This is a genomic window from Kribbella sp. NPDC002412 (genome assembly GCF_053592935.1).
The window spans coordinates 19,818-43,603 of the sequence record NZ_JBSFBL010000061.1 but is presented as its reverse complement, the minus strand read 5'-3'; the positions used below and the strand labels follow the sequence as shown (position 1 = coordinate 43,603).

Sequence of the window (23,786 nt, the reverse complement as noted above, 5' to 3'; positions counted from 1 at the left end):
CCGGTGAATCGTTTCATGCTCTGCCTGCCTTCCGGGTCGCATTCCGGCGCGAGTTCCGCCGCGGCCAGCTGGTCGTGCTGCCGCTGGTGGCGGCCGCGGTGGTTCTGGTCGGCAACTACCTGTACTTCGCGTCGCTCGGCGCGAGTGCGTCGGTCCCCCGGCTCGCCAGCCTGCTCGCGCTGGTCGCGCTCGGGGTGATCGCCGCCTACCTGCTCCCGATGGCCGTGCACTACGACCTCCGGGTCCGCGAGTTGTTGCCCAAGGCATCGTTGGTCGCGCTGGCGCGACCGGCGTCGTCCCTTGTCCTGCTCTTCGTCGCGGTGTCCGTCGCCTACCTGTCCGGCAAGTTCCCGGTGCTCGGGATCGTGCTGGCCGGCGGCGGCTGGATTCAGATCGACACCTGGCTCTGCCTGCGCTTCTTCGCCGAGAACGAGGCGCGCCTGCATCTGAAAGGGAACTCATGACCATCTTCTCCCGACGGCGTATCGCCGTCGCCGTCGCAGCCTCGACGGCACTGCTCGCCTCCGCGTGTTCCGGCGGCGGCGACAGCGACGAAGGCCAGGCGGCCAGCAACGAGCTGACGGTGATGGCGCCGCTGTTCGGCACCGCGCCGGACCCGGGCGGCGAGCTGCAGCAGGCCGTCGAGAAGCTCATCGGCAAGAAGCTCAAGATCACCTGGGTGCCGAACGCCGAGTACGGCGACAAGTCCAACGTCACGCTTGCCTCGGACAACATCCCCGACGTGATGGTGGTGAACGAGAAGGGCCCGTCGTTCGTCAAGGCGGCCGAGGCCGGCGCGTTCTGGGACCTGACCGGCAAGCTGGACAAGTACCCGAATCTGAAGCCGGCCAACGAGCAGACCGCCAAGAACTCGATGACCAACGGCAAGACCTACGGCATCTACCGGGTCCGGCCGCTGCTGCGCTCCGGCATCGTGATCCGCAAGGACTGGTTGGCCAAGCTCGGCCTGAAGGAGCCGCAGACCGTCGAGGAGCTCTACACGATCGCGAAGGCGTTCACCGAGCGGGACCCGGACGGCAACGGCAAGAAGGACACCTACGGCCTGATCATCCCGAAGTGGCCGGGCAACTACGCCAGCGCCAGCCCGTACGACGTGGTCGAGACCTGGTTCGGCGCCCCGAACGGCTGGGGTGAGCGCGACGGCAAGCTGGTCCCGGGCTTCGACACCCCGGAGTTCCTGGAGGCCAACCGCTGGCTGCGCAAGTGGGTCACCGAGGGCCTGATCAACCCCGACTTCGCCACCTTGGACAGCGGCAACTGGAACGACCCGTTCGTCCAGGGCAAGGGCGGCATGATCATCGACGTGAACGTGCGGGCGACCCAGTTGCTCGACCTGTTCAAGGAGAAGAACCCGAAGGACTTCGACAAGGTCACCCTGGTCGGCAACCTGAAGGGCCCGGACGGCGAGAAGCACTCCTACCCGTTCACCGGCTACAACATGGTGATGGCGATCTCCAAGCAGCACATCCGCACCGAGGAGCAGCTCGACCAGGTGCTGCAGACGCTGGACAAGCTGGAGTCCAAGGAAGGCTCGATCCTGCTGACCAACGGCATCGAGGGCCGCAACTTCAAGGCCGACGGCAAGTACGCGGTGCCGATCAACCAGGACGACCCGAAGGTCAAGGCGATCCAGAACGACGTCGACAAGGCCTTCATCCAGCTCGGCACCCGGGCCAGCGTCGGGCTGGGCGCCTACGCGCTGCGGCCGAACGACGCGGCCAGCCGGGCGATGCGCGAGAAGTTCGACGTGCTGATGAACGAGGACATCAAGACCGCGGTGTTCAACCCCGCCCTCGGCGTGATCGCCCCGACCGCGGTGTCGAAGGGCCAGACGCTCGACACGATCGTCCCGGACGCCCGGATCAAGTACCTGTCCGGCGCGATCACCGAGGACCAGCTGAAGGCGCAGATCAAGCGCTGGTACGACGGTGGTGGCACGCAGATCGCCCAGGAGGTCAACGACCTGGTCGCCAAGGTCGGCGGCTGACCCGTGGCCACTGATCTGGTGCCGGGGGTGGCCCAGCCTGCCGCGGAGGTTCCGCGGCAGGCCCCACCTCCGAAACGCAAGCGCAGCGCCCGGCCGGTGCCGCTGTGGCGCGACCTGATGCGCTACCGCTGGCTGTATCTGCTGCTGCTGCCCGGCCTCGCGTACTTCATCGTCTTCAAGTACCTGCCGATGTACGGCCTGACCATCGCGTTCAAGGACTACGTGCCGTTCCTCGGCTACTCGGGCAGCGAGTGGGTCGGACTCAAGCATTTCCAGGAGCTGTTCGCCGGGCCGGACTTCGGCCGGCTGATGTTCAACACGCTGCTGCTCGCACTGCTCACGATCGTGTTCGTGTTCCCGGCCCCGATCGTCGTGGCGCTGATGCTGAACGAGCTGCGGGTCAACGTGCTGAAGCGGTCGGTGCAGTCGCTGATCTACATCCCGCACTTCCTGTCCTGGACCATCGTCGCGTCGCTGACCTACCTGCTGTTCTCGGTCGACTTCGGCGTGATCGCGAACTGGATCCACGGCCTGGTCGGCGGGCAGAAGACCGACTACGTCGCGCAGACCGACTGGTTCCGGCCGCTGATCGTGCTGCAGCTGCTGTGGAAGCAGACCGGTTGGGGCACGATCATCTACCTCGCCGCGCTGGCCGGCGTCGACTCGCAGCTGTACGAGGCGGCCCGGGTGGACGGCGCGGGCCGGTGGCGGCAGTTCTGGCACATCACGCTGCCGGCGATCCGGCCGACCATCGTGGTGATGGCGATCCTGACGTCGGGCAACCTGATGGACTCCGGGTTCGAGCAGATCTGGCTGATGACCACCTCGCTGAACCGCGACGTCGCGGACGTGTTCGACACGTTCGTCTACTACATCGGCATCACGCAGGGCGCGTTCAGCTACGCGACCGCGGTCGGCCTGTTCAAGGGCCTGGTCGGTGTCCTGCTGATCTTCGGCTCGAACTGGCTGGCCAAGCGCCTCGGCCAGCGCGGCCTGTTCTGAGAGGGATCGACCATGGCGATGACACTGACGAAGCCTCGCAAGCCGTCGGTCCGGTACTACGACTCGACCGGCAGCAAGGTGTTCGACGTGCTGAACGTCGTGCTGCTGACCGGGCTGGCCCTGGTCACCGTGCTGCCGCTGCTCTACGTGCTGGCCGGGTCGTTCGCGACCGAGTCGGAAATCAGCTCGCGGCCGTTCTTCCTGTGGCCGGAGAAGTTCGTCACCGACACGTACCAGTACATCTTCTCCACCGACACGTTCGTCCGGGCGCTGCTGACCACGATCTGTGTGACCGCGGTCGGCACCGTCGTACAGCTGCTGCTCACGCTGACGATGGCCTACCCGCTGGCGAAGCGGTTCCTGCCGGGGCGGGCGCTGGTGCTGAACCTGGTGGTGTTCACGCTGGTGTTCAGCGGCGGCATGATCCCGACCTACCTGGTGGTGCGTGACCTCGGCCTGCTGGACAGCTACTGGGCGCTGATCCTGCCGCTGGCGATCAACCCGTTCTACCTGATCGTGGTGAAGAGCTTCTTCCAGGAGCTGCCCGAGGCGCTCGAGGAGGCGGCCCGGATCGACGGCTGCAACGAGCTGAACGTGTTCCTGCGGATCGTGCTGCCGTTGTCGAAGCCGATCATCGCGACGTTCTCGCTGTTCTACGCGGTCGGGATCTGGAACGACTACATGTCTCCTTTGCTGTACATCGACGACAGCAAGAAGTGGACGCTGCAGATGATCGTCCGCCAGCTGACCGCGGCGAACGCCGACTCGGCGAACGTGCTGCAGCAGCTGGAGACGGTGACGTTCCCCGAGCAGGGCCTGAAGTTCGCGGTCGTGGTGGTGGCCACGCTGCCGATCCTGTTCTTCTACCCGTTCCTGCAGAAGCACTTCGCCAAGGGCGTCCTGATCGGATCGGTGAAGGAATGACGACATTGCAGTGGCTCGAAACGCCCTGTAGACAAGGGACGACGTGGGGCGTCCCCTGGCCTCGCGGAACGGTTGCCGAAGGCACCAGCTTCGCGCTGGCCGACGGTACGGCGGTGCAGAGCTGGACGACCGCGAGCTGGCCGGACGGGTCGATCAAGTGGTCCGCCCACGCGATCGGGCGGTCGGACCAGCCGGAGTCGTCGTACGAGCTGGTCACCGGAGAGCCGTCGACTCCGGCCGAGCCGGTGCGCGTCGAGCGTGACGGCGACGAGGTTCGCGTCAGGTCAGGCGATGTCACCTGGTTGCTGAAGGCACCACACCTGATCGCATCCATCAAGCACGGCGACCAAACCATTGTCAGCGGTGTCCGGCTGATCAGCCTGCGGCAGGACGCGCCCGACGAGGACCTCAGTCGCACCAGGCAGCAGACGACGGGGATCGTCGACAATCTCATTGTCGAACAGGACGGTCCGGTGCGGGCCGTCGTCCGGCTCGACGGCAAGCACGGCGACTGGCTGCCGTTCAGCGTCCGGCTGTACTTCTACGCCGGCGCCACCGACGTACGCATCGTGCACAGCTTCGTCTGGGACGGCGATCCGGATCGGGACTTCCTGGCCGGGCTCGGCCTGAGCGCCGACGTGGTGATGCGCGACGAACCGCACAACCGGCACGTCCGGCTGGCCGGTCCGTCCGGCTTCCTCACCGAGGCGGTCCGCGGCCTGACCGGTCTGCGTCGCGATCCCGGTGACGAAGCACGAGAAGCGCAGGTGGCCGGCCGTGCCGTCGAAGAGATCCCGAACCCCGAAGTGTCGAACCGGCTGCACCTGATCCCGCAGTGGAACGACCACACCCTCGACCAGACCAGCGCGGACGGCTTCACCCTGCGCAAACGCACCGGCCCCGGTCACGCCTGGGTGACCATTCCGGCCGGCACTCGGTCACCTGGCTACGGGTACGTCGGTGGCGCCAGCGGCGGACTGGGGTTCGGCCTTCGCGACTTCTGGAAGCTGCACCCGACGCGCCTCGACATCCGCAACGCGGCCACCGATCTGGCCACCGCCACAGTGTGGATGTGGTCGCCAAGTGCACCGGCCATGGACGTGCGCTACTGGCACGACGGCATGGACCAGGACAGCTACGCCGAACAGCTCGAAGGCCTCGAGATCACCTACGAGGACTACGAACCCGGCTTCGGCAACGCACACGGCATCGCCCGCACCCACGAGCTCACGCTGAGGGTCCACAACAGCACACCGTCGGCGGACGAACTGGCGGAGCACGCAGCCTTGCTCAACTCCCCCGGTCTGCTCGCCGTCTCCCCCGCCCGCCTTCTGGAAGCCGGTGTGTTCGGCAGCTGGAGTTTGCCCACCGCCGACGACCAGGACATCGAGGCCCGGCTGAACTTCCTCTTCCAGTACTACGTCAACCAGCGCGAGCAGCGGCGTTGGTACGGGTTCTGGGACTACGGCGACGTCATGCACACCTACGACCGCGACCGGCACACCTGGCGGTACGACGTAGGCGGCTTCGCCTGGGACAACTCCGAGCTGTCGCCGGACCTGTGGCTCTGGTACCAGTACCTGCGTACCGGCCGGGCCGACGTGTTCCGGTTCGCCGAGGCGATGACGCGGCACACCAGCGAGGTCGACATCCATCACCTCGGCCGGTTCAAGGGCCTCGGGTCGCGGCACAACGTGCAGCACTGGGGCTGCAGCTGCAAGCAGGTGCGCATCTCCAACGCGATCTACCGGCGCTTCTACTACTACCTGACCGCCGACGAGCGCGTCGGCGACCTGATGGACGAGGTCGCGAGCGTCGAGGAGACTTTCCTGGTCGTCGATCCGCAACGCAAGGTCCGTCCCGACGTCTACTCCCCCGACCCGCACGCACTGTCGATCGAGCTGGGCGTGGACTGGGGTGCGCTCGCCGCGGCCTGGCTCACGCGCTGGGAGCGGCACGGGGACGACCGGGCCCGGGCACGGCTGGTCGGGACGATGTCCGACATCGCCGCGCTGCATTACGGCTTCCTCACCGGCAACGCGCGAATGGACCTGTCCACCGGGCGCTTCGACACCAGCCGGCGGGGCATCGCGGTGTCCCACCTGTCCTCGCTCTTCGGGCTGCCCGAGATCTGTTCCGAGCTCATCGACCTGGACCTCGACGTACCCGGGTTCGAGAAGGCCTGGCTGGACTACTGCCGGCTGTACCTGCTGCCGCCCGAGCAGCAGGCCGCAGAGGTCGGCCGGCCCTTGCAAGGCATCTCACTCGTCCAGGCCCACAGCAGGCTCGCCGCGTACGCCGCCGCGCGGACAGGCGACGCGGAGCTGGCCCGGCTGGCCTGGCGCAAGTTCTTCCTCGACGAAGGCGACCAGCTCAACCGCAACGCCCTGCAACGCGAGGCGGATTGGAAGACGACCGCGATCGACGGCTGCCTGATGCCCGTCGACGAGGCGGCCTTCGTCAGCACCAACGGCGCGGCACAGTACGCGCTCGCAGCGATCCAGAACCTGTCCCTGATCCCCGAACACCGGAATGACAGAGGTGGAACGGCGTGGAAAACGGCTCATCGGTCACCCGAAGAACAGTCCTAGCAGGCATGGCCGCCGTACCTGCGGTGTCCCTGCTGGAGTCCCCCGCCGCTGCGGCGTTCACGCAGCAGGCCGAAGTCAACGAAGTGAAGCTCACCTGGCTGGAAGGCAAGCCCACCACAGCCGCCGTCACGACCTGGGGCACTCCGTGGCCGAAGGGCGCCGTACCGGCCAACCAGTCCTTCGCACTCAAGGCTGCTGACGGCAGCGACGTACCACTGCAGAGCTGGCCGACCGCCTACTGGCCGGACGGCTCGCTCAAATGGAGTGCACACGCCATAGCGGTGGACTCACCAGCCGAGTCGTACACCCTCGGCCCTGGTACGGCGGCCGCCCCCGCGCAGGCCGTCACTGTCAAGCAGGAGACGACCTACGTCGACGTCGACACCGGCGTGATCAAGGCGCGGATCCGGAAGAGCGGGCCCGAGCTGATCAGCCAGATCTGGCGCGGTGACGTGCTGATCGCCCGGAAGGGCCAGCTCGTCAACCTCAAGCAGGACAAGATCGCCGACGACGAGGAAGCCGGCAGCGTCCGGGAGCGCTACGACAGCGACATCCAGAAGGTCACCGTCGAGCAGGCGGGCCCAGTCCGCGCGGTGGTCAAGATCGATGGCCGGCACAAGTCGCGCAAGGGCAAGACCTGGCTGCCGTTCTCGGTCCGGCTGTACTTCACCGCGGGCGCGGAGAACGTGCGGATGGTGCACACGTTCGTCTACGACCGCGACGGGCAACAGGACTACATCGCCGGGCTCGGTGTGCGGTTCCGGGTGCCGCTGCGCGATGCGGCGTACGACCGGCATGTCCGGTTCGTCGGCGAAGGCCACGGCATGCTGGCCGAGGCGGTGAAGGGGATCACCGGGTTGCGGCGGGACCCGGGCGCCGTCGTCCGGGCTGCCCAGGTGGCCGGGACCAAGCTGCCCGACCCGTCGACGTGGGACCAGCGGGTGACGACGCGGCTGCAGTACATCCCCGAGTGGGGTGACTACACGCTGAGCCAGTTGAACGCCGACGGCTTCACCGTGAAGAAGCGGACCAAGAAGGGATACGGCTGGATCCCGGTCGACCAGGGCAAACGCGCGTCCGGTCTCGGGTACGTCGGCGGCGTGACAGGCGGATTCGCCTTTGGACTAAGGGACTTCTGGCAGCGTCACCCCACCCAGCTGGACATCCGGGGCGCGGCGACCGACGAGGCCGAAGTCACCGTGTGGCTGTGGTCGCCCGAGGCCGGTCCGATGGACACGCGGTTCTACCACGACGGCATGGGCCAGGACACGTACCCGGAGCAGCTCGAGGGTCTCAACATCACCTACGAGGACTACGAGCCGGCGTTCGGCACGCCGTACGGGATCGCACGGACCAGTGAGCTGACGTTCTGGGCGCTGGCTGCGACACCGTCGGCCGACCGGCTGGGCGATCTGGCCGACCAGGTGCGGACTCCCCCGCAGCTGATCAACCCGGTGGACCAGTTGGTGTCGACGAAGGTGTTCGGCGGGCTGGTCACGCCGGTGGACCGGTCGGTGCCGGCCAAGAAGGCGATCGAGGACCACCTGGACTTCCTGTTCGACTTCTACCGCGGTCAGGTCGAGTCGCGGCACTGGTACGGGTTCTGGGACTACGGCGACATCATGCACACGTTCGACGAGGACCGGCTGGTTTGGCGGTACGACGTGGGCGGGTACGCGTGGGACAACTCGGAGCTCTCGCCGGACCTGTGGCTCTGGTACGCGTTCCTGCGGTCCGGCCGGGCCGACATCTTCCGGTTCGCGGAGGCGATGACCCGGCACACCGGCGAGGTCGACGTCTACCACCTCGGCCAGTGGGCCGGTCTGGGGACGCGGCACGGCGTACAGCACTGGGCGGACAGTGCGAAGCAGCAACGGATCAGTACGGCGATCTACCGCCGCTTCTACTACTACCTGACCGCCGACGAGCGCACTGGCGATCTGCTGTCCGAGCTGGTCGACTCAGACCGCACCTTCCTCGTGCTGGACCCACTGCGGAAGATCAGGACCGAGCCGTACGAGCCGGACCCGCATGCCCTCGCCATCGGCCTCGGCACGGACTGGAGCGGTCTGGCCGCGGCCTGGCTGACCGAATGGGAACGTCAAGGACCCAAGGCCGAGACGGCGCGCAGCAAGCTCCTCGGCACGATGGAGACGATCGCGGCGATGCCGAACGGCTTCGTCACCGGCGGCGGGCTCTACGACCTCGACACCGGGCGGTTCGCGCCGGTCGCCGAGAAGACCGTCAGCGTGTCGCACCTGAGCGCGATGTTCGGCCAGGTGGAGATCTGCGCCGAGATCATCGACCTGGTCGACATGCCGGCGTTCGAGGCCGCGTGGCTGCAGTACTGCCGGCTCTACAACGCCAGCCGGGCCGAGCAGACGGCGGAGTGCGGCGCGTACTTCGGCAACCTCATCCTCCGTCAGGGTCACGCCCGCCTGACCGCGTACGCCGCCGTACGCCTGGACCGGGACGACCTGGCCGCCCGGGCCTGGAAGGAGTTCTACACCGGCGACGGCTACGGCCCGAACCTGCCGTGGACGGCCGAGGACGTGAAGTCGACCCTCAACCCGACCCAGGCCGCCAAGTGGGTCTCCACCAACACGACGGCGCTCTACGGCCTGGCCGCCATCCAAACCCTCGCCCTGGTCGGCGACCAGATCGTCAACCCCTGACCTCACGTGACCGTGGACGTCAGCGTGACGTCCACGGTCGCGCGGTTGAGGTAGCCGGTCCAGGCCTGGGGTTTAAGACTGTCTGAAGCCTGGTTTCAAGCCTGTCTGAAGCCCGCCGCGGATTCTGTCGGTGAAGGGCCGGTTCGCCCGGACCGGCCCGTGGAATCCAGGGGGACAGAAGAATGGACAACGAGACACGGGCCGAGGCTCCGGTCGAGACGGGGAACTACCCGCTGCCGGAGGACGGCGCGCAGGACCAGGTCGAGCAGACCCGGCTCCCGCAGTACGACGAGGACCTGGTGGACGGGGCGACGCTGGAGGCCGAGTCATGAGCGGCACGGTGCGGGACCTGCTCACCTGGGCGGCGGCGCAGGTGCGGACGATGGAGCGGCCGCTCGGATCGAACAAGAACCCGTACGCCGCCAAGGCCGGGCACGCGAACGGGCAGGCCTGGTGCGCGACGTTCCTGGTCGCGGGGTGGAAGGTCAACAAGGTGCCGCTGGTGGCGGGGACGGACAGCGCGTTCACCCCGACCATGCAGAACGGCTTCAAGAACGCGGGCCGGTTGTTCAACAGTCCGCGAGCCGGCGACGTCGGCTTCCTGTTCGACCGGGAGCTGGGCCGGATCGCGCACGTGTTCTTCGTCGAGCGGGTCGAGGGCGACTTCGTGAAGACGATCGAGGGCAACACCAACCTGGACGGCAGCAGGACCGGTGTCGGGGTGTTCCGGCACAGTCGGCGCTGGGCCGGCGGCACGACGATGATCCGCGGCTTCGGCCGGCCGAACTACAAGGCCGTACCAGCAGGTGGCGGTGCCGGTCGTCCGGGACTGCCGAAGGTGTCAACAGCAGCGGTCGCGAGCGCTGCCCGCAAGGACGCGCCGGGCCCGCAAGGCGCGACCTCGCATCCGGCCGCGGTACGGATCGTCGAGGCGGCGCTGGTGGCCGAAGGTCTGCTGTCGCCGGCGTTCGCCAAGGACGGATCGTTCGGCACGGTGACGATCAAGGCCTATGCGCAATGGCAGCGCAAGCTCGGCTTCACCGGCGCCGACGCAGACGGCATCCCCGGCAAGGAGTCGCTGACCAGACTCGGCCTCCGCCACGGCTTCACCGTCGTGGCCTGAGCACTTCGAGGACATCCCCGCGCAAGCCCGATGGCTGAGCCTGCGCGGGGGTTGGGTGGTTATCCTCTGGCGGCGTCCCGGATGAGCTTCACCACTGTGTCGGGGTGGCTCATCATCGCGACGTGTGAGCTGTCGATCTGTATTACGGTCGAGCCGGCCCGGGCCGCCATGGCCCGCTCCGCCTCGGGCGGGATGATCCGGTCCTGCTTGGCGACGAGGTACCAGCTCGGGACGGTCTTCCAGGCCGGTGGCCCGGAGGGCGTCACGAGTGCAGCCAACGCGCCGGGACGCTGAGTCGCGGCCAGGAACCGGGCAGTTGCCTTGGGCAGGTCCTGGGTGAAGAGTTGGTGGAAGTAGGCCGGGTCGATGTAGGCGTCGGCGTCTCCCTCGCCGGCGCCAGGGAAGGGCCGGAGCACCAGGTGATCGGTGACCTCGGTGTGCCCGCCGCCCAAGGCGTTGGCGGCCGCCACACTCTCTCCCTCGTCCAGGGCGTAGGCGGCGACGTACACGAGGGACTTCACGTTGGGGTTGCCGGTGGCGGCGTTCGTGATGACGGCGCCTCCGTAGGAGTGGCCGACCAGGACTGTGGGTCCGTCGATGGTGGCCAGGAAGTCGCGGAGGTACGCGCCGTCGGCGAGGGGACCGCGCAGTGGGTTCGAGAACGCCAGCACCGGATAGCCGGCGTCGAGCAGGCGGCCGGCGACCGCGTTCCAGCCGCTGGAGTCGGCGAAGGCGCCGTGCACGAGAACGATGGTGGGCTTGGCCGTGCGCGCCTCCTGCTGGGAAGCGTTCTGCTCCGAGCCGGTCGAGGCGGTGGCATTCAGCAGGGATCCACTCAGCAGGGCCAGGCCTACGCCCAGCGCTGTAGCCAGCACATGCAGACGGCGTGGTGCTCGAACTTTCACGATGCGCTCCTTTGGTTCGGTGCCGGTCAACGCATCGTGGATCGGCATGCCGCCGTTCCGGACCACGTGAGACGCGTAGTAGTTATCGCTGGCGGGGTGTGGGGCGGCCCGTTTAGGGTCTGCGGGTATGGGAGTGGAGGGGGCTCTGCTCGGGCGGGATGCCGAACAGCGACAGGTTCGTAGTCTGCTTTCGCATGCGCGCAATGGGCGCGGTGGAGCGTTGTTCGTGTCCGGCGAGCCCGGCATCGGGAAGACATCGCTGCTGGAGGCCGCGTTGGCGGGTGCCTCCGGGATGCGGCATCTGCAGGTTGACGGGTACGAGGCGGAGTCGACGATCCCGTTCGCCGCCGTGCAGCGCCTGATGATCCCGCTGCGTCCCTACGTGCAGTCGCTTCCCGAACGCCACCAGCACGCGCTGCGGGTGGCTTCGGGGGTGGCCGATGGCCCGCCACCGGATCGGTTCCTGGTCGGGTTGGGCGTGCTCGGACTGCTGGCCGCCGCGGGCGAGGTCGAGCCGGTCGCGTGCGCGGTTGACGACGCGCACCTGCTGGATTCGGAGTCCTTGGACGTCCTGGCGTTCGTCGCCAGGCGACTGGAAGCGGAGTCGGCCGCGATCATCTTCGCCGGACGCCACGATACCGCTCTCGCGGCGCAGCTGGCCGGGGTGCCCGAGCTCGGTCTCGCCGGGCTGGCTCCCGAGTCGGCGATCCGGCTGCTGAGGTCGTCGCTGCCCGAAGTCCTCGATCCGGCCGCGGCGGCGCAGATCGTCGCGGCAACGGGTGGCAATCCGCTCGCGCTGATCGACCTGGCCAACGAACTCAGCATCAAACAGTTGACCGAATCCAGCCTCGCCGCCGAACCGATCCCGGTCGGGCACCATCTGGAAGCGTTCTACCTGCGCCGCATCCGCCATCTGTCCGCTGACCTGCAGCAGTGGTTGCTGATCGCGGCAGCCGACTCCACCGGCAATATCGACCTCATCCGCGCAGCTGGACGCGAACTCGACCTGCCGGACAGCGCGGCTGACGAGGCCGAGGCCGCCGGTCTGGTGGTGCTGTCGCCGTCAGCCCGGTTCCGGCATCCGCTGGTGCGGTCGGCGGCGTACAACGCTGCCCAGGGCGGACAGCGACGGCGTGTCCACCGCGCGCTCTCGGCAGCGTCCGGTCAGCTGGGCCTGGTCGAACTCGAAGCCTGGCATGCCGCGAAGGCCACGCTCGGCACCGACCCCGCCGTGGCGGACCGGCTGGAGCGCGTGGCCGACCTGGCGGGACAACGCGGTGGTTTCTCGTCTCGCGCCAGGGTGCTGGCCCAGGCCTCCGCGCTGACACCACAGGGAGGTCGCAAGTACGCCCGGCTGGTGGCTGCGGCCGAGGCTGCCTTGGCCGCCGGCGCCGGACAGCTGGCCAAGAGCTTGCTCGACGACGTCGACGAGGACGCCCTGGACGCGGTCTCGCGGGGCCGGCTGATCTCAGCCCGCGCCAGCATCGCCATCTTCACCGCGGACCCGGCGTTGATGAACGGCGGGGCGAACATGCTGGCCGCCGCCGAGTTGTTCCATGGTCACGACACAGTGCTGGAGCAAACCGCGCTGATCAAGGCGTTCGAGTACACGTTGCCGGCCGAACGCCTCGCGCGAGGCGCGACTCTCAGCGAGCTCGGCGCCCGGATGCGCAAGGGCGCCGAGCTGGGCGACGGCATCGCCGCGACCATCCTGCGCGCCCTCAGCGCTCACATCCTGCTGCCCTACGCCGAGGCGGTCCCGATCATGCGGACTGCCGTGGACGCCATCGCCCAACTGGGCCCGGAAGCCTTGTTGCAGTACGGAACCATCAGCGTCGCCCTCACCACGGCGCTGTGGGACCAAACCGCGCGACGTGACTGCCTCGAGGCCACCGCTGAAGCCGCCCGCGACGCAGGCTCACTGCAACTGCTCGACGGCGTGCTCTGGATCATGTCCCTGGCCGAACTGAAGGGCGGAACTCCGCAACGGGCAAGCCAGTACATCGAGCAGGTGCGTGAGCTGCGCCGCGCCATCGGGTACGACGCCGAGCATGTGGTCAACGTGGCCCTCTTGGCCTGGACCGGAGCACCCCGGCCCCAGATCGAGATGATCGCCGATGGCGCGAGCGCGATGGGCTTCGGCGGCGTGTACGCCTCCGGCGTCGCGGCGCTCGCCGTCCGGGACCTTTCCGAAGGCCGTTACGGCGACGCGTACGCCCGGCTGAAACCGCTCGTGGACGACCCGTTCTTGCAGGTCACACCGCTGGAGATCCCCGATCTGGTCGAGGCTGCGGTCCGCAGCGGACACCTCGAGGAGGCAGCCGGGCTGGTGCAGCGCCTGGAGGAGCTTGCGCGGGTCAACGGGTCGCCCTGGACGGCAGGTCTTGCGCAGCGGTCGCGAGCCCTCGTCGACGACAACGGGGCCGAACCGCACTACCGAGCGGCCATCGCGACGCTCGCCCCGACCGACATCGAGGTCGAGCTCGGTCGAACCCATCTCCTGTACGGCGAGTGGCTACGCCGGGCACGGCGTCGCCGCGACGCACGGGAGCAACTGCGTCGGGCCGTGGACATCTTCGAGCGTGCGCAGGCGCCGGGATTCGCACAGCGCGCCCGGAACGAACTGGAAGCCATCGGAGAACACGCGCCCGCGGCCGGAGAACCCGGCCCGTTCGACCTCACCGCCCAGCAGTTGACAGTCGCGCGGCTTGCCGCGGCCGGCCACACCAACGCCGAGATCGGCGCCACCATGTTCCTCAGCGCCAACACCGTCGACTACCACTTGCGCAAGGTCTTCCAGAAGCTCGGAGTCTCCTCCCGCCGGCAGCTCGCCGACCGGATCAGCCCACCCTCCTGACCGCCCCCGCAGTCAGGACTACGCGCTGCACGTGGTCCGCGCGGTTCCGAACCGGGACAGGCTCGGGGAAAACCGCACGCAAGGAGGAGCCCATGCCCTTCATCACCGCCGACGACGGCGCCGAGATCTTCTACAAGGACTGGGGCTCCGGCGGCTCGCCGGTCATCCTCAGCCACGGCTGGCCGTTGAACTCCGACGCCTGGGAAGCCGGCGCCCGCTTCCTCGCCGAGCACGGGCACCGCGCCATCGCCCACGACCGCCGCGGCCACGGGCGCTCGAGCCAGACCTGGAACGGCAACGAGATGGACACCTACGCCGACGACCTGGCCACCCTCATCGACGCCCTCGACCTGCGCGACATCACCCTGGTCGGCCACTCCACCGGCGGCGGCGAGATCGTCCACTACATCGGCCGCCACGGCAGCAGCCGGGTCTCCCGGCTCGTCCTGGTGTCCGCCGTACCGCCACTCATGCTGCGAACCGGCGACAACCCCGAAGGACTTCCGATCGAGGTGTTCGACCAGATCCGGGCCGGGGAGGCCGCCAACCGATCACAGCTGTACCGCGACCTCGCCGACGGCCCGTTCTTCGGGCACAACCGCAGGCACGATGTCGACCAGGGGTTCCGGGACGCGTTCTGGCTGCAGAGCATGGCCTGTGGCCACCGCGGCGCCTACGAGTGCATCGCCGCCTTCTCGGCCACCGACTTTCGTCCGGACCTGGAGAAGGTCGACGTACCGACCCTGGTCATCCACGGGGACGACGACCAGATCGTGCCGTTCGACGTCGGCGGCAAGCGGTCCGCCGAGCTGATCCAGGGCGCCGTACTGAAGGTCTACGAAGGCAGCGGCCACGCACTGCCCGACACCGACCGCGACCGGCTGCACGCCGACCTGATCGAGTTCATCGACGCCTGATCCGAAGGGGAATCTCATGAACGACACCCGCCGTCCCGACACCGTCGTCCTCGTGCACGGCCTGTGGATGACACCGCGCAGCTGGGAGAACTGGGTCCAGCACTACCAGGCGAAGGGCCTCACTGTCCTCACCCCTGGATACCCCGGGTTCGAGATCGAGGTCGAGGCCTTGCGCGAGAACCCGGACATCATCGCGAACCTGACCGTGCCCGAGACCCTCGACCACCTTGCCGACGTCATCGAGAAGGTCGAGACGCCGCCGATCATCATGGGGCACTCCTTCGGCGGCACCCTCACCCAGCTGCTGCTGGCCCGGGGCCTCGGCTCCGCCGGGGTCGTCGTCGACTCCGCGCCGACCGAGGGCGTGCGCGTGAACCCGATCTCCCAGGCCAAGTCACTGTTCCCCGCGCTGAAGAACCCGGCCAACCGGCACCGGGCCGTGGGCTTCACCGCCGAGGAGTTCCACTACGCCTTCACCAACACCCTCAGTGAAGCGGAGTCCGCGGCGGTCTGGGAGCGGTACCACATTCCCGCCCCGGGCAACTGGGTGTGGGAGTTCGGCCTGTTCGCCAACTTCAAACCCGGCCACCAGGACACGTGGCTCGACTACTCCGCCGACCGCGCTCCCCTGCTGTTCATCGCAGGCGAGAAGGACCACATCATGCCGCCCTCGGTGAACAGGTCGAACGCCAACCACTACAAGAAGTCCCCCGCCCTCACCGAGTACCACGAGTTCGCGGGCCGCGACCATTGGACCTGCGCCGCCCCCGGCTGGGAGGCTGTGGCCGACTACGCGCTCGACTGGGCACTCGACCACGCACAAGCGATGCCGAACCGCACCACCGACTCCTGACCGGCAAGCGGCACAAGACGGGCGGTCCGTCCATGATTCGGATGACACACCTGGGCGGACCCACCGTCCTCCTCGAGCTGGGCGGGTGGAGGATCCTCACCGACCCCACCTTCGACCCACCAGGACGCAAGTACCAGTTCGGCTGGGGCACGTCCTCGATCAAAACCGCAGGCCCCGCGCTGCGGCCGGATGAGATCGGGCCGGTCGACGTCGTACTGCTGAGCCACGACCACCACGCCGACAACCTCGACGACCGCGGCCGCGACCTGCTCCCCGCTGCCGGCACCGTCCTCACCACCAGGGCAGGTGCCCGGCGGATCGCGGCGCCCAACGTCCGCGGTCTGTCCGCCGGCGAGACCACGTCGCTGGACGCGCCCGGGAAAGAACGCCTCTCGATCCGGGGCACGCCCTGCCGTCACGGCCCACCTCTGAGCAGACCCGTGGCGGGGCCGGTCATCGGATTCGCCCTGAAGCTCGGACACGCCACCACCGTGTCGGTGTGGATGACCGGCGACACGGTCTTGCATCGACCAGTACGCCGACTCGCCCGGGAGCTCGACGTGGACGTGCTGCTCATGCACTTGGGCAATGTCAGGTTTCCCGTCACCGGACCGCTGCGGTACTCGATGAACAGCGGCGACGCGATCTCTCTCGTGCGACTCCTTCGGCCCAGGTTGGCGGTTCCGGTCCACTACGACGGTTGGTCACACTTCAGCGAACCGACGGACCACGTCCGCACCACACTCGACCGCGCCGCCGGCGTCCAGGACGTCGTCAGGTGGCTCGAGCCCGGCCGCCCAACCCACCTGTAACCAGCCGATGGCGGGTTTTTGTCACGCCGGATCGTGCCAGGGCTGAGCGGGAGCGCTGGGCGTTGCCGGGGGTCACTATCGGGCAATGGTGTCTATTCCTTGCTCGGCTGCGGCGTTGGCCATCCATCGGAAGATCAACCGGACGACGACGCCGTATCCGCGCGACAGCAGCATGCAGGAGCGGTTCGAGCACTGGGCCGCACGTCGGCCTGGCGCACCCGCCGTCATCCAGGGTGATCGTGAAGTCAGCTACCACGAGCTGAACCGGCTGGCCAACGGGCTTGCTCGCGCCCTGCGTGCTGAGGGCGTCGGGCCGGGTGCGAGCGTCGGCGTGTGCGTGCCTCGTTCGCCCGAGATGCTGGTGGCGCTGCTGGGCATCCTGAAGTGCGGGGCGACGTTCGTACCGCTGGACCGCGAATGGCCGGACGAACGCTTTCGCCACGTGGTCGCCGATGCCGGGTGCCGGTGGGTGCTCAGCGACCAGCCGGAGCAGATCGCGGAACGGTTCGACGGTGTCGAGGCACGCCTGCTCCTACTCGACGGACGGACGCTGACGGCCTGCGACACCAACCCGCCGTACGCCTCGACCGCCGAGAGCATCGCGTGCGTCTACTACACCTCAGGTTCGACGGGCCGGCCCAAGGGCGTGCCGATCCTGCACCGAGGGATCAACCGGACGGTGTTCTTCACCGCTTTCGGGCCGGTGGACGATCGCAGCCGCATCCTCCAACTGGGGTCCCTCACGTTCGATATGGCCACCTCCGAGATCTGGGGCGCGCTGCTCGGTGGCGGGACCTTGGTGCTATATCCCCCCGAGCCCGTCCGCCTGTCCCGGTTGGGTGAGGTCATCCGGACGGGGCGCATCAACCTGGTGGCCCTGCCCACGTCCTTGTTCAACCTGATCGTCGACGAGGCACCCGAGGTCCTCGATCCCGTCGCGACGATGACCGTCGGCGGTGAGGCGCAATCGCACCGGCACATGGCCAAGGCGCTGCGCGCGTACGGGCCGGGGCGCGTGTTCAACCTCTACGGGCCCACGGAGTCCACGTGTGTGGCGACGTGTTACCCGGTCGACAACCTGCCGCGCGACGACATGCCGTTTCCGATCGGCCGTCCCCTGCAGAACACTCGCCTCTACGTGCTCGCCGACGGTGCGCGGAGGCTGTGCGAGCCGGGCGAGATTGGTGAGCTCTGCTTGGCGGGTGACGGTCTGGCGGCCGGATACCTGGGGCTGCCGGACCTGACCAGGGAACAGTTCGTCCATCGCGACATCGCCGGCGTACGGGAGCGCCTCTACCGCACCGGCGACCGCGGCTACCTCCTGTCCAGTGGCGATGTGGTTTTCACCGGCCGGCGCGACGAACAGGTCAAGGTCAACGGGTTCCGGGTCGAGCTCGGTGAGGTCAGGCACCACCTCGGCGGCCATCCGGCGGTGAAGCGGTGCTTCGTGACGGTGAGCGAGGGTGACGGTCCCCGATCGCTGGTGGCGTTCGTGATTCCGAACACCACGGACATCACCGAGGAGGACCTTCGCGAGCACCTGGTGACGACGCTGCCCCGCTACATGGTCCCGGCGCGGATCCATGTCCGCGGCGACCTCCCGCTGACGTCCCACGGCAAGGTCGACCGACGGGCCCTGCACGCGTCACGCGAGCCGAGACCGATGCAAGGAGTGTTTCCCCATGCGTGATGTGACCGACCTGACCGCCACTGAGGCAGCCCTCGCCGAGATGTGGCGGGACGTGCTCGACCATTCCGACGTCCTCGCCTCCGACGACTTCTTCAAGCTCGGTGGTACGTCGCTCACCGCCATCAGGCTGCTGCACCGCCTGGAGCTGGCGTTCGGTTCGCCGATCCTTTCCTTCGAGACCCTCACCAGCAACCCCGAACTGGCAGCCATGGCGAAGGCGGTCGACGAGGTTGTGCGAAGGCCGGTCGACCGGCCCGTTCCAGTGCACGAGGTCGACGTTCATGCCCCCTTCGCGCTGACGCCGACACAGCAGGCGTACTGGGTCGGCCGGGCGGACGATCAGCCGCTGGGCGGAGTCGGCTCCCACGTCTACTTCGAATTCGATGCCCACGACATCGATCCGGACCGGCTGGAAGCGGCCGTACGCACTGTGCTGAGCCGGCACGGCATGCTTCGGGCGCGGTTCCTGCCGGACGGCCGGCAACAGATCATGCCCGAATCCCCGTGGTCGGAGCTGGTGGTGCACGACCTGCGCGGCAACGACCTGGCGAAGGTCGAGGCAGGTCTGGCCGAGATCCGTGAGACGCTGTCGCACCGCCGGCTCGACGTCGAGCGCGGTGAGGTCTTCGACCTCCAACTCACCCTCGCCGACGGCGGATTCTCCAGGATCCACTGCGAGTTCGACCTCCTGGTCGCGGACGGGCGAAGCGTCCAGGTGATCCTGGACGACCTCAGTCACCTCTACAGCGCCCCGGAGAAAACTCTTCCACCGGTCGGCTACGAGTTCCCGCAGTACCTCGTGGACCGGCGCGCCCGGCTGGCCGCCGAGCGGCGGGTCGACGAGGAGTACTGGCGCAGTCTGCTCCCCGACCTGCCCGGACCGCCCGGCATCCCACTGGCCAGGGCACCCGAGCACATCCACCGCCCTCGGTTCAGCCGGCGGTCCCACGCCATGGCACCGGCGGACTGGCAGCGTTTCGAGACTCGCGCCCGATCGCACGGCGTGACCCCGGCCGTGGCGCTGGCCACTGCCTACGCCGAGGTGCTCGGGCGGTGGAGCAACGAGCCGCGGTTCCTGCTCAACCTGCCCAACTTCGGCCGGCGCATCACCCACCCGGCGGTGCCGAACATGGTCGGCGACTTCTCCAACATCGTTCTGCTGCCCATCGACCTGTCCAGCGACTCGACGTTCGGCGACCGCGCCCTCGGGGTTCAGCGGAGCCTGCGGCCCAACCAAGCCCACGAGGAGTACTACGGCGTCGAGGTGCTGCGCGACCTGGCCCAACGGAACTCCGTCTATGGGAACCCGGCCCCGATCGTCTTCTCCTACAACGTGTTCGACGCGTTCGGCAGCGACATGGTGACCGACCACTTCCGCACGTGCTTCGGCGATCTCGGGTACATGATCACCCAGACGCCGCAGGTGTGGCTGGACCACCAGGTCTTCTCCCACGAGGATCGGGTCGACCTGGTGTGGGACGCGGTCGACGGCTTGTTCGAGTCCGGCATCGTCGACGACGCGTTCGCCGCCTACACCCGGCTGGTGAGCGACCTGGCGGCCGACGAGACGGCGTGGTCCCGAGCGGTGGACATCGCACTGCCGGAACATCAGCGGGTACGGCGGGAAGCAGTCAACGCCAACGCCGTACCCCGGACCGAGACCCTGCTCCACCAACGGTTCTTCGACCGTGCCACCGAACATCCCGAACGGACTGCGCTGTACCGGCACGGTGGGGAGAGCGTGTCGTACGGGCAGCTGGCGGATTCCGCGTTGCGGATCGCCGCGTCGCTGTCCCAGCTCGGTGTCGGCTCCGCGGAGGTCGTCGCGGTCGTGATGCCCAAGGGTGGGGATGACATCGCGGCCGTCCTGGGCGTCCTGGCCGCGGGTGCGGCGTACGTCGCCGTAGGCGCCGACGCGCCAGCGGAGCGGCAACGGCAGATCCTGGAACGTGCGCGCGTCCGCTTCGCGGTGACCGCCGACGAAGGCCCGGGGATACCGGACTGGCAAGGCAAGGTTCGGGTGCTGACCTACGCCGAAGCGGTCAATGCCGACCCGCTGCGCGACCCGGTTCGCCGAACCCCGGACGGTCTCGCGTACGTGATCTTCACTTCCGGCTCGACTGGCCGCCCGAAAGGGGTCGAGGTCTCGCACCGAGCCGCAGTCAACACGATCGACTGGGTCAACGAACGCTACGGCGTCGGCGAGGACGACCGGGCACTGGCGCTGACCGCGCTGGACTTCGACCTCTCCGTCTACGACACCTTCGGTCCGCTCGCCGCAGGCGGCGCCTTGGTGCTCGTGAACGAGGAGCAGCGCCGGAACGTCGACGCGTGGTGGGAGCTGATCCACGACTACCAGGTCACCATCTGGAACTCCGTCCCCTCGTCGATGAATGCACTTCTGTCACCGTCACGAGACCTGCCTTCGAGTCTGCGACTGGCCCTGCTGTCCGGCGACTGGATTCCCCTGGACCTGCCGGCCCGGCTCGCGGCGTCGAGCGCAGGCCGCTGCCGGCTGATCGCCTTGGGAGGGCCGACGGAGACCGCCATCTGGTCGAACGCGTTCGAGGTGGACACCGTGGAGGCGGATTGGACCTCGATCCCGTACGGGTTCCCGTTGAGCAACCAGCGCCACCGAGTAGTGGACGCTCGCGGCAGGGACTGTCCCGACTGGCTGGCCGGTGAGCTCTGGGTCGGCGGCGTCTGCGTGGCCGACGGCTACCGCGGTGATCCGGAACTGACCGCCGAACGGTTCGTCCGGTACGGCGGGCAGCGCTGGTACAAGACCGGCGACCTCGTGCGCTACCGGCCGGGCGGCGTACTGGAAATCCTTGGCCGCACCGACTTCCAGGTGAAGATCAACGGCTTCCGCATCGAACTGGGCGAGATCGACGCCGCGCTGCACGACCACCCCGAGATCGACCGGAGTACGACGGTGGCGACCGGAACACGGGGTGCGCAGCGGCTCGTCAGCTTCGTGATTCCGGCGTACGACACCGTCGATCTCGACGCCCTGCGGTCGTACCTGGCCGCCCGGCTGCCGATCTACGCGATCCCGAGTCAGTTCTTCGTCATCGACGAACTGCCGCTCACCGCCAACGGAAAGGTCGACCGCATGACCTTGGCGGGCTGGGCGTCAGCACCGACCGCGACGAGTCCGATCTCCGACGAGCCTCCGAGGGCCGGCCTGGAGGAGACCATCGCCCGCCAGTGGGAACTCGTCCTGGGCACACCGGTCGATCGGCGGTCCGACGACTTCTTCGCGCTCGGTGGCAACAGCCTGCTCGCCGCGCAGGCGACCCAGTCGCTGCGCGACAGCCTGCACAGCCGCGTCGGCCTGCGCGCTCTGTACTCGGCACCGACTGTGGCCGCCTTGGCCGCGTTGCTGGCCGACGAGTTGGAAGGGATGCGTCGCCATGACGTCCGACTGCCATGACGCGCTGAAACTCCTCGACACGGAGGAAGGCCGTCGCGATCCATACCCGCTCTACGACCGCCTCCGCGAGCACCCACCGGCGTACGACGACCGGCACCAGGCAACCGTCGTCGTCCGGTACGCCGACTGCGTCCAGGCGTTGTCCGGCCGCGCCTTCGGCCGCCCGGACGCAGCGTGGGTGAAACGCCGCATCCCCACCTGGGAGAACCACCCCGCGGTTCGCTGCCTGATGCGGACGATGCAGTTCGGCGACGTGGAGTCCCACCCGCGCCGCCGTGGGGTGGTCAACAAGTTCTTCACGAAACGACGGATCGCGTCGCACATCGCCGCGGAGTCGGCGACTGTGGACGCCTTGATCGACGATCTCGTGGCGGAGATCGCGGCGCGTGGCGAGGCAGACGTCCAGGACGTGCTGTCGTACCGGCTGCCCAGTATCAGCATCGCCCGGGTGCTGGGGCTTCCCGAGCATGAGATCGCCGGCTTCCGGTCCCATTCGCTCGCCCTCGCCAACCTGCTGGAACCGCAACTGTCCGAACAGGACCTGTACGCGGCCGATCTGAGCTTCCACGACTTGCTGGAGTACTTCGAGCACGTCATCGAGGCGTGCCGCCGCCGGCCCGGCGAGAATCTCGCCTCGCACTTGGTGCGGGTCCACGACACCGATCCGGAGACCCTCTCCAAGGACGAGCTCACCTCGATGTTCACCTCCATCTTCGTCGCGGGGACGATGAACACCAGCAACTTCATCGGCAACGGTGTCGCCGCACTGCTGGACTCCCCGGGCACCGTCGCCCGGCTGCGCATGGATCCCGGCCTCGTCCGGACCGCGATGACCGAGATCCTCCGGTACGACGCCCCCATGCAGGTCACCCGGCGGATCACCGTGGACACCGTGGAGCTCGGTGGTACGACGCTCCCCGCGGGCGCGGAACTCGCCGTCGTCCTCGGTGCCGCCAACCGCGATCCGAGCGTCTACGCCGCCCCCGGCACCTTCCTGGTCGGCAGGCCCGGTCCACCGCCCCTCAGCTTCGGGGGTGGGCCTTTCTACTGCATCGGCGCGGCCATGGCCCAGGAGGAGGGCGCCCTCGTCTTCACCAAGATCGTCTCCCGGCTGCCCGGGCTCCGAGCCGCCGGGGCCGCGGAGCACAACCTTCGTTCAGTGCTGCGCGGCTTCCTGCACCTCCCGGTCAGTGCGGCCGTCGATCGTCCGATCACCTTCTTGGAGTCACCGTGACAACCGCACCTCCCTGGCAGCAGAACCTGCGGCTGCTGGCGACACATCCGGACGTCCGCGGCAGAATCGTCTGCATCCCGCCCGCCGGCGGGGGCGCGAGCTTCTTCCGCCCGTGGGCGGCCGACATCCCGCCGGGCCTCGAACTGTGGGCTGTTCAACTCCCCGGGCGGGAGGACCGGCTGGGAGATCCCCCACTCACCGACCTTCTCCTGGCCGCCCGTCGGGTGGCAGGAGCGCTGCAGTGGCTCGTCGACCGCCCGTACGTGCTCTTCGGACACAGCATGGGTGCTCTTGTCGGCTACGAGGCGGCCCGGATCCTCGCAACCCAGCGCGTCCCGGGACCCACGCACGTCTTCGCCTCCGGCTGCACGCCTCCTGATCGTCAGGTCCCGAACGACGAGCCACTCGGCACTGCTCAGCAAGTGGTCGACGAACTGCGCCGGATCGGCTTCTCCTCGGATGCGCTCGACGACCCCGAGACCCGTGCTGTCGTCATTCCCGCGATCCAGCACGACCTGCGCATGTTCTACTCCTACGCGCACCGGCCCGGACAGCAACTCACCTGCCCGATCACCGTCCTGGTGGGCGACGAGGACCCCCACGTAGCGGCTGCGGACTCACCTGGTTGGAGCCGACACACCAGCGCATCCGTGCGAACCGGCGTCCTGCCGGGAGATCACTACTACCTCCTCGACAGCCACCCGGAAATCATCGCGCGCATCAGCTCGTCGCTGACCGGCAACACCTGCTGAGCATTCG

17 protein-coding genes are annotated in these 23,786 nt (G+C 68.3%); 16 read left to right on the top strand and 1 reads right to left on the bottom strand.

Annotated elements, in window-relative coordinates; genetic code table 11:
• The 8 genes from ACWCOV_RS34925 to ACWCOV_RS34890 form a co-directional block, all read left to right on the top strand.
• Positions 1–464 (top strand): hypothetical protein (locus ACWCOV_RS34925; protein WP_449833638.1); only part of this gene is annotated, 464 nt, incomplete at its 5' end.
• A complete protein-coding gene (locus ACWCOV_RS34920) occupies positions 461–2,008 on the top strand; it encodes an extracellular solute-binding protein (protein ID WP_449833637.1) in 1,548 nt (515 codons plus the stop codon). The genes ACWCOV_RS34925 and ACWCOV_RS34920, both read left to right, overlap by 4 nt.
• A 3-nt stretch (positions 2,009–2,011) precedes the next feature.
• Positions 2,012–3,010, top strand: coding sequence for an ABC transporter permease (locus ACWCOV_RS34915; protein ID WP_449833636.1), 999 nt, complete (start codon positions 2,012–2,014; stop codon positions 3,008–3,010).
• A gap of 12 nt (positions 3,011–3,022) precedes the next feature.
• Positions 3,023–3,934 carry a carbohydrate ABC transporter permease gene (locus ACWCOV_RS34910; RefSeq protein WP_449833635.1) on the top strand — a complete coding sequence of 304 codons (912 nt, stop codon included), beginning with the start codon at positions 3,023–3,025 and terminating at the stop codon, positions 3,932–3,934.
• Positions 3,931–6,525, top strand: coding sequence for an exo-rhamnogalacturonan lyase family protein (locus ACWCOV_RS34905; protein ID WP_449833634.1), 2,595 nt, complete (start codon positions 3,931–3,933; stop codon positions 6,523–6,525). The genes ACWCOV_RS34910 and ACWCOV_RS34905 overlap by 4 nt, the downstream gene beginning before the upstream one ends.
• A 5-nt stretch (positions 6,526–6,530) precedes the next feature.
• Positions 6,531–9,200 (top strand): exo-rhamnogalacturonan lyase family protein, encoded by a 2,670-nt coding sequence (locus ACWCOV_RS34900; RefSeq protein ID WP_449833633.1) that lies wholly within the window; start codon positions 6,531–6,533, stop codon positions 9,198–9,200.
• Between the two features lie 182 nt (positions 9,201–9,382).
• Positions 9,383–9,532 (top strand): hypothetical protein, encoded by a 150-nt coding sequence (locus tag ACWCOV_RS34895; RefSeq protein ID WP_449833632.1) that lies wholly within the window; start codon positions 9,383–9,385, stop codon positions 9,530–9,532.
• Positions 9,529–10,323 (top strand): hypothetical protein, encoded by a 795-nt coding sequence (locus ACWCOV_RS34890; protein WP_449833631.1) that lies wholly within the window; start codon positions 9,529–9,531, stop codon positions 10,321–10,323. The genes ACWCOV_RS34895 and ACWCOV_RS34890 overlap by 4 nt, the downstream gene beginning before the upstream one ends.
• Positions 10,324–10,382: 59 nt before the next feature.
• Here ACWCOV_RS34890 and ACWCOV_RS34885 read toward each other — a convergent pair whose 3' ends face one another.
• Complete coding sequence (locus ACWCOV_RS34885; RefSeq protein ID WP_449833630.1) at positions 10,383–11,228, bottom strand: alpha/beta fold hydrolase; 846 nt, start codon at positions 11,226–11,228, stop codon at positions 10,383–10,385.
• Positions 11,229–11,355: 127 nt separating this feature from the next.
• Between ACWCOV_RS34885 and ACWCOV_RS34880 the strand changes: the two genes are divergently transcribed.
• From ACWCOV_RS34880 to ACWCOV_RS34845, 8 genes are all read left to right on the top strand, one after another.
• The gene (locus ACWCOV_RS34880) at positions 11,356–14,085 is read left to right on the top strand and encodes an AAA family ATPase (RefSeq protein ID WP_449833629.1); all 2,730 of its coding nucleotides are present in this window, start codon (positions 11,356–11,358) and stop codon (positions 14,083–14,085) included.
• A 92-nt stretch (positions 14,086–14,177) separates the two neighbouring features.
• On the top strand, positions 14,178–15,002 hold the full coding sequence (locus tag ACWCOV_RS34875) for an alpha/beta fold hydrolase (RefSeq protein WP_449833628.1): 825 nt from the start codon (positions 14,178–14,180) through the stop codon (positions 15,000–15,002).
• A gap of 16 nt (positions 15,003–15,018) precedes the next feature.
• Positions 15,019–15,855, top strand: coding sequence for an alpha/beta hydrolase (locus tag ACWCOV_RS34870; protein WP_449833627.1), 837 nt, complete (start codon positions 15,019–15,021; stop codon positions 15,853–15,855).
• Between the two features lie 32 nt (positions 15,856–15,887).
• A complete protein-coding gene (locus tag ACWCOV_RS34865) occupies positions 15,888–16,667 on the top strand; it encodes an MBL fold metallo-hydrolase (RefSeq protein ID WP_449833626.1) in 780 nt (259 codons plus the stop codon).
• A 115-nt stretch (positions 16,668–16,782) separates the two neighbouring features.
• Positions 16,783–18,357: an amino acid adenylation domain-containing protein gene (locus tag ACWCOV_RS34860; RefSeq protein ID WP_449833625.1), complete on the top strand. Its 1,575-nt coding sequence runs from the start codon at positions 16,783–16,785 to the stop codon at positions 18,355–18,357.
• Positions 18,350–21,793, top strand: coding sequence for a non-ribosomal peptide synthetase (locus ACWCOV_RS34855; protein WP_449833624.1), 3,444 nt, complete (start codon positions 18,350–18,352; stop codon positions 21,791–21,793). Before ACWCOV_RS34860 ends, ACWCOV_RS34855 begins: the two co-directional genes overlap by 8 nt.
• Positions 21,774–23,027, top strand: a complete 1,254-nt coding sequence (locus ACWCOV_RS34850; RefSeq protein ID WP_449833623.1) for a cytochrome P450 — start codon at positions 21,774–21,776, stop codon at positions 23,025–23,027. Before ACWCOV_RS34855 ends, ACWCOV_RS34850 begins: the two co-directional genes overlap by 20 nt.
• Positions 23,024–23,779 carry a thioesterase II family protein gene (locus ACWCOV_RS34845; protein ID WP_449833622.1) on the top strand — a complete coding sequence of 252 codons (756 nt, stop codon included), beginning with the start codon at positions 23,024–23,026 and terminating at the stop codon, positions 23,777–23,779. Before ACWCOV_RS34850 ends, ACWCOV_RS34845 begins: the two co-directional genes overlap by 4 nt.
• Positions 23,780–23,786: the final 7 nt, after the last annotated feature.

Coding starts and splice junctions, on each gene's coding strand:
- ACWCOV_RS34895 (WP_449833632.1), top strand. CDS start 9,383: ATGGACAACGAGACACGGGCCGAGGCTCCGGTCGAGACGGGGAACTAC.
- ACWCOV_RS34875 (WP_449833628.1), top strand. CDS start 14,178: ATGCCCTTCATCACCGCCGACGACGGCGCCGAGATCTTCTACAAGGAC.
- ACWCOV_RS34905 (WP_449833634.1), top strand. CDS start 3,931: ATGACGACATTGCAGTGGCTCGAAACGCCCTGTAGACAAGGGACGACG.
- ACWCOV_RS34865 (WP_449833626.1), top strand. CDS start 15,888: ATGATTCGGATGACACACCTGGGCGGACCCACCGTCCTCCTCGAGCTG.
- ACWCOV_RS34890 (WP_449833631.1), top strand. CDS start 9,529: ATGAGCGGCACGGTGCGGGACCTGCTCACCTGGGCGGCGGCGCAGGTG.
- ACWCOV_RS34900 (WP_449833633.1), top strand. CDS start 6,531: ATGGCCGCCGTACCTGCGGTGTCCCTGCTGGAGTCCCCCGCCGCTGCG.
- ACWCOV_RS34850 (WP_449833623.1), top strand. CDS start 21,774: ATGACGTCCGACTGCCATGACGCGCTGAAACTCCTCGACACGGAGGAA.
- ACWCOV_RS34870 (WP_449833627.1), top strand. CDS start 15,019: ATGAACGACACCCGCCGTCCCGACACCGTCGTCCTCGTGCACGGCCTG.
- ACWCOV_RS34920 (WP_449833637.1), top strand. CDS start 461: ATGACCATCTTCTCCCGACGGCGTATCGCCGTCGCCGTCGCAGCCTCG.
- ACWCOV_RS34910 (WP_449833635.1), top strand. CDS start 3,023: ATGGCGATGACACTGACGAAGCCTCGCAAGCCGTCGGTCCGGTACTAC.
- ACWCOV_RS34855 (WP_449833624.1), top strand. CDS start 18,350: ATGCGTGATGTGACCGACCTGACCGCCACTGAGGCAGCCCTCGCCGAG.
- ACWCOV_RS34880 (WP_449833629.1), top strand. CDS start 11,356: ATGGGAGTGGAGGGGGCTCTGCTCGGGCGGGATGCCGAACAGCGACAG.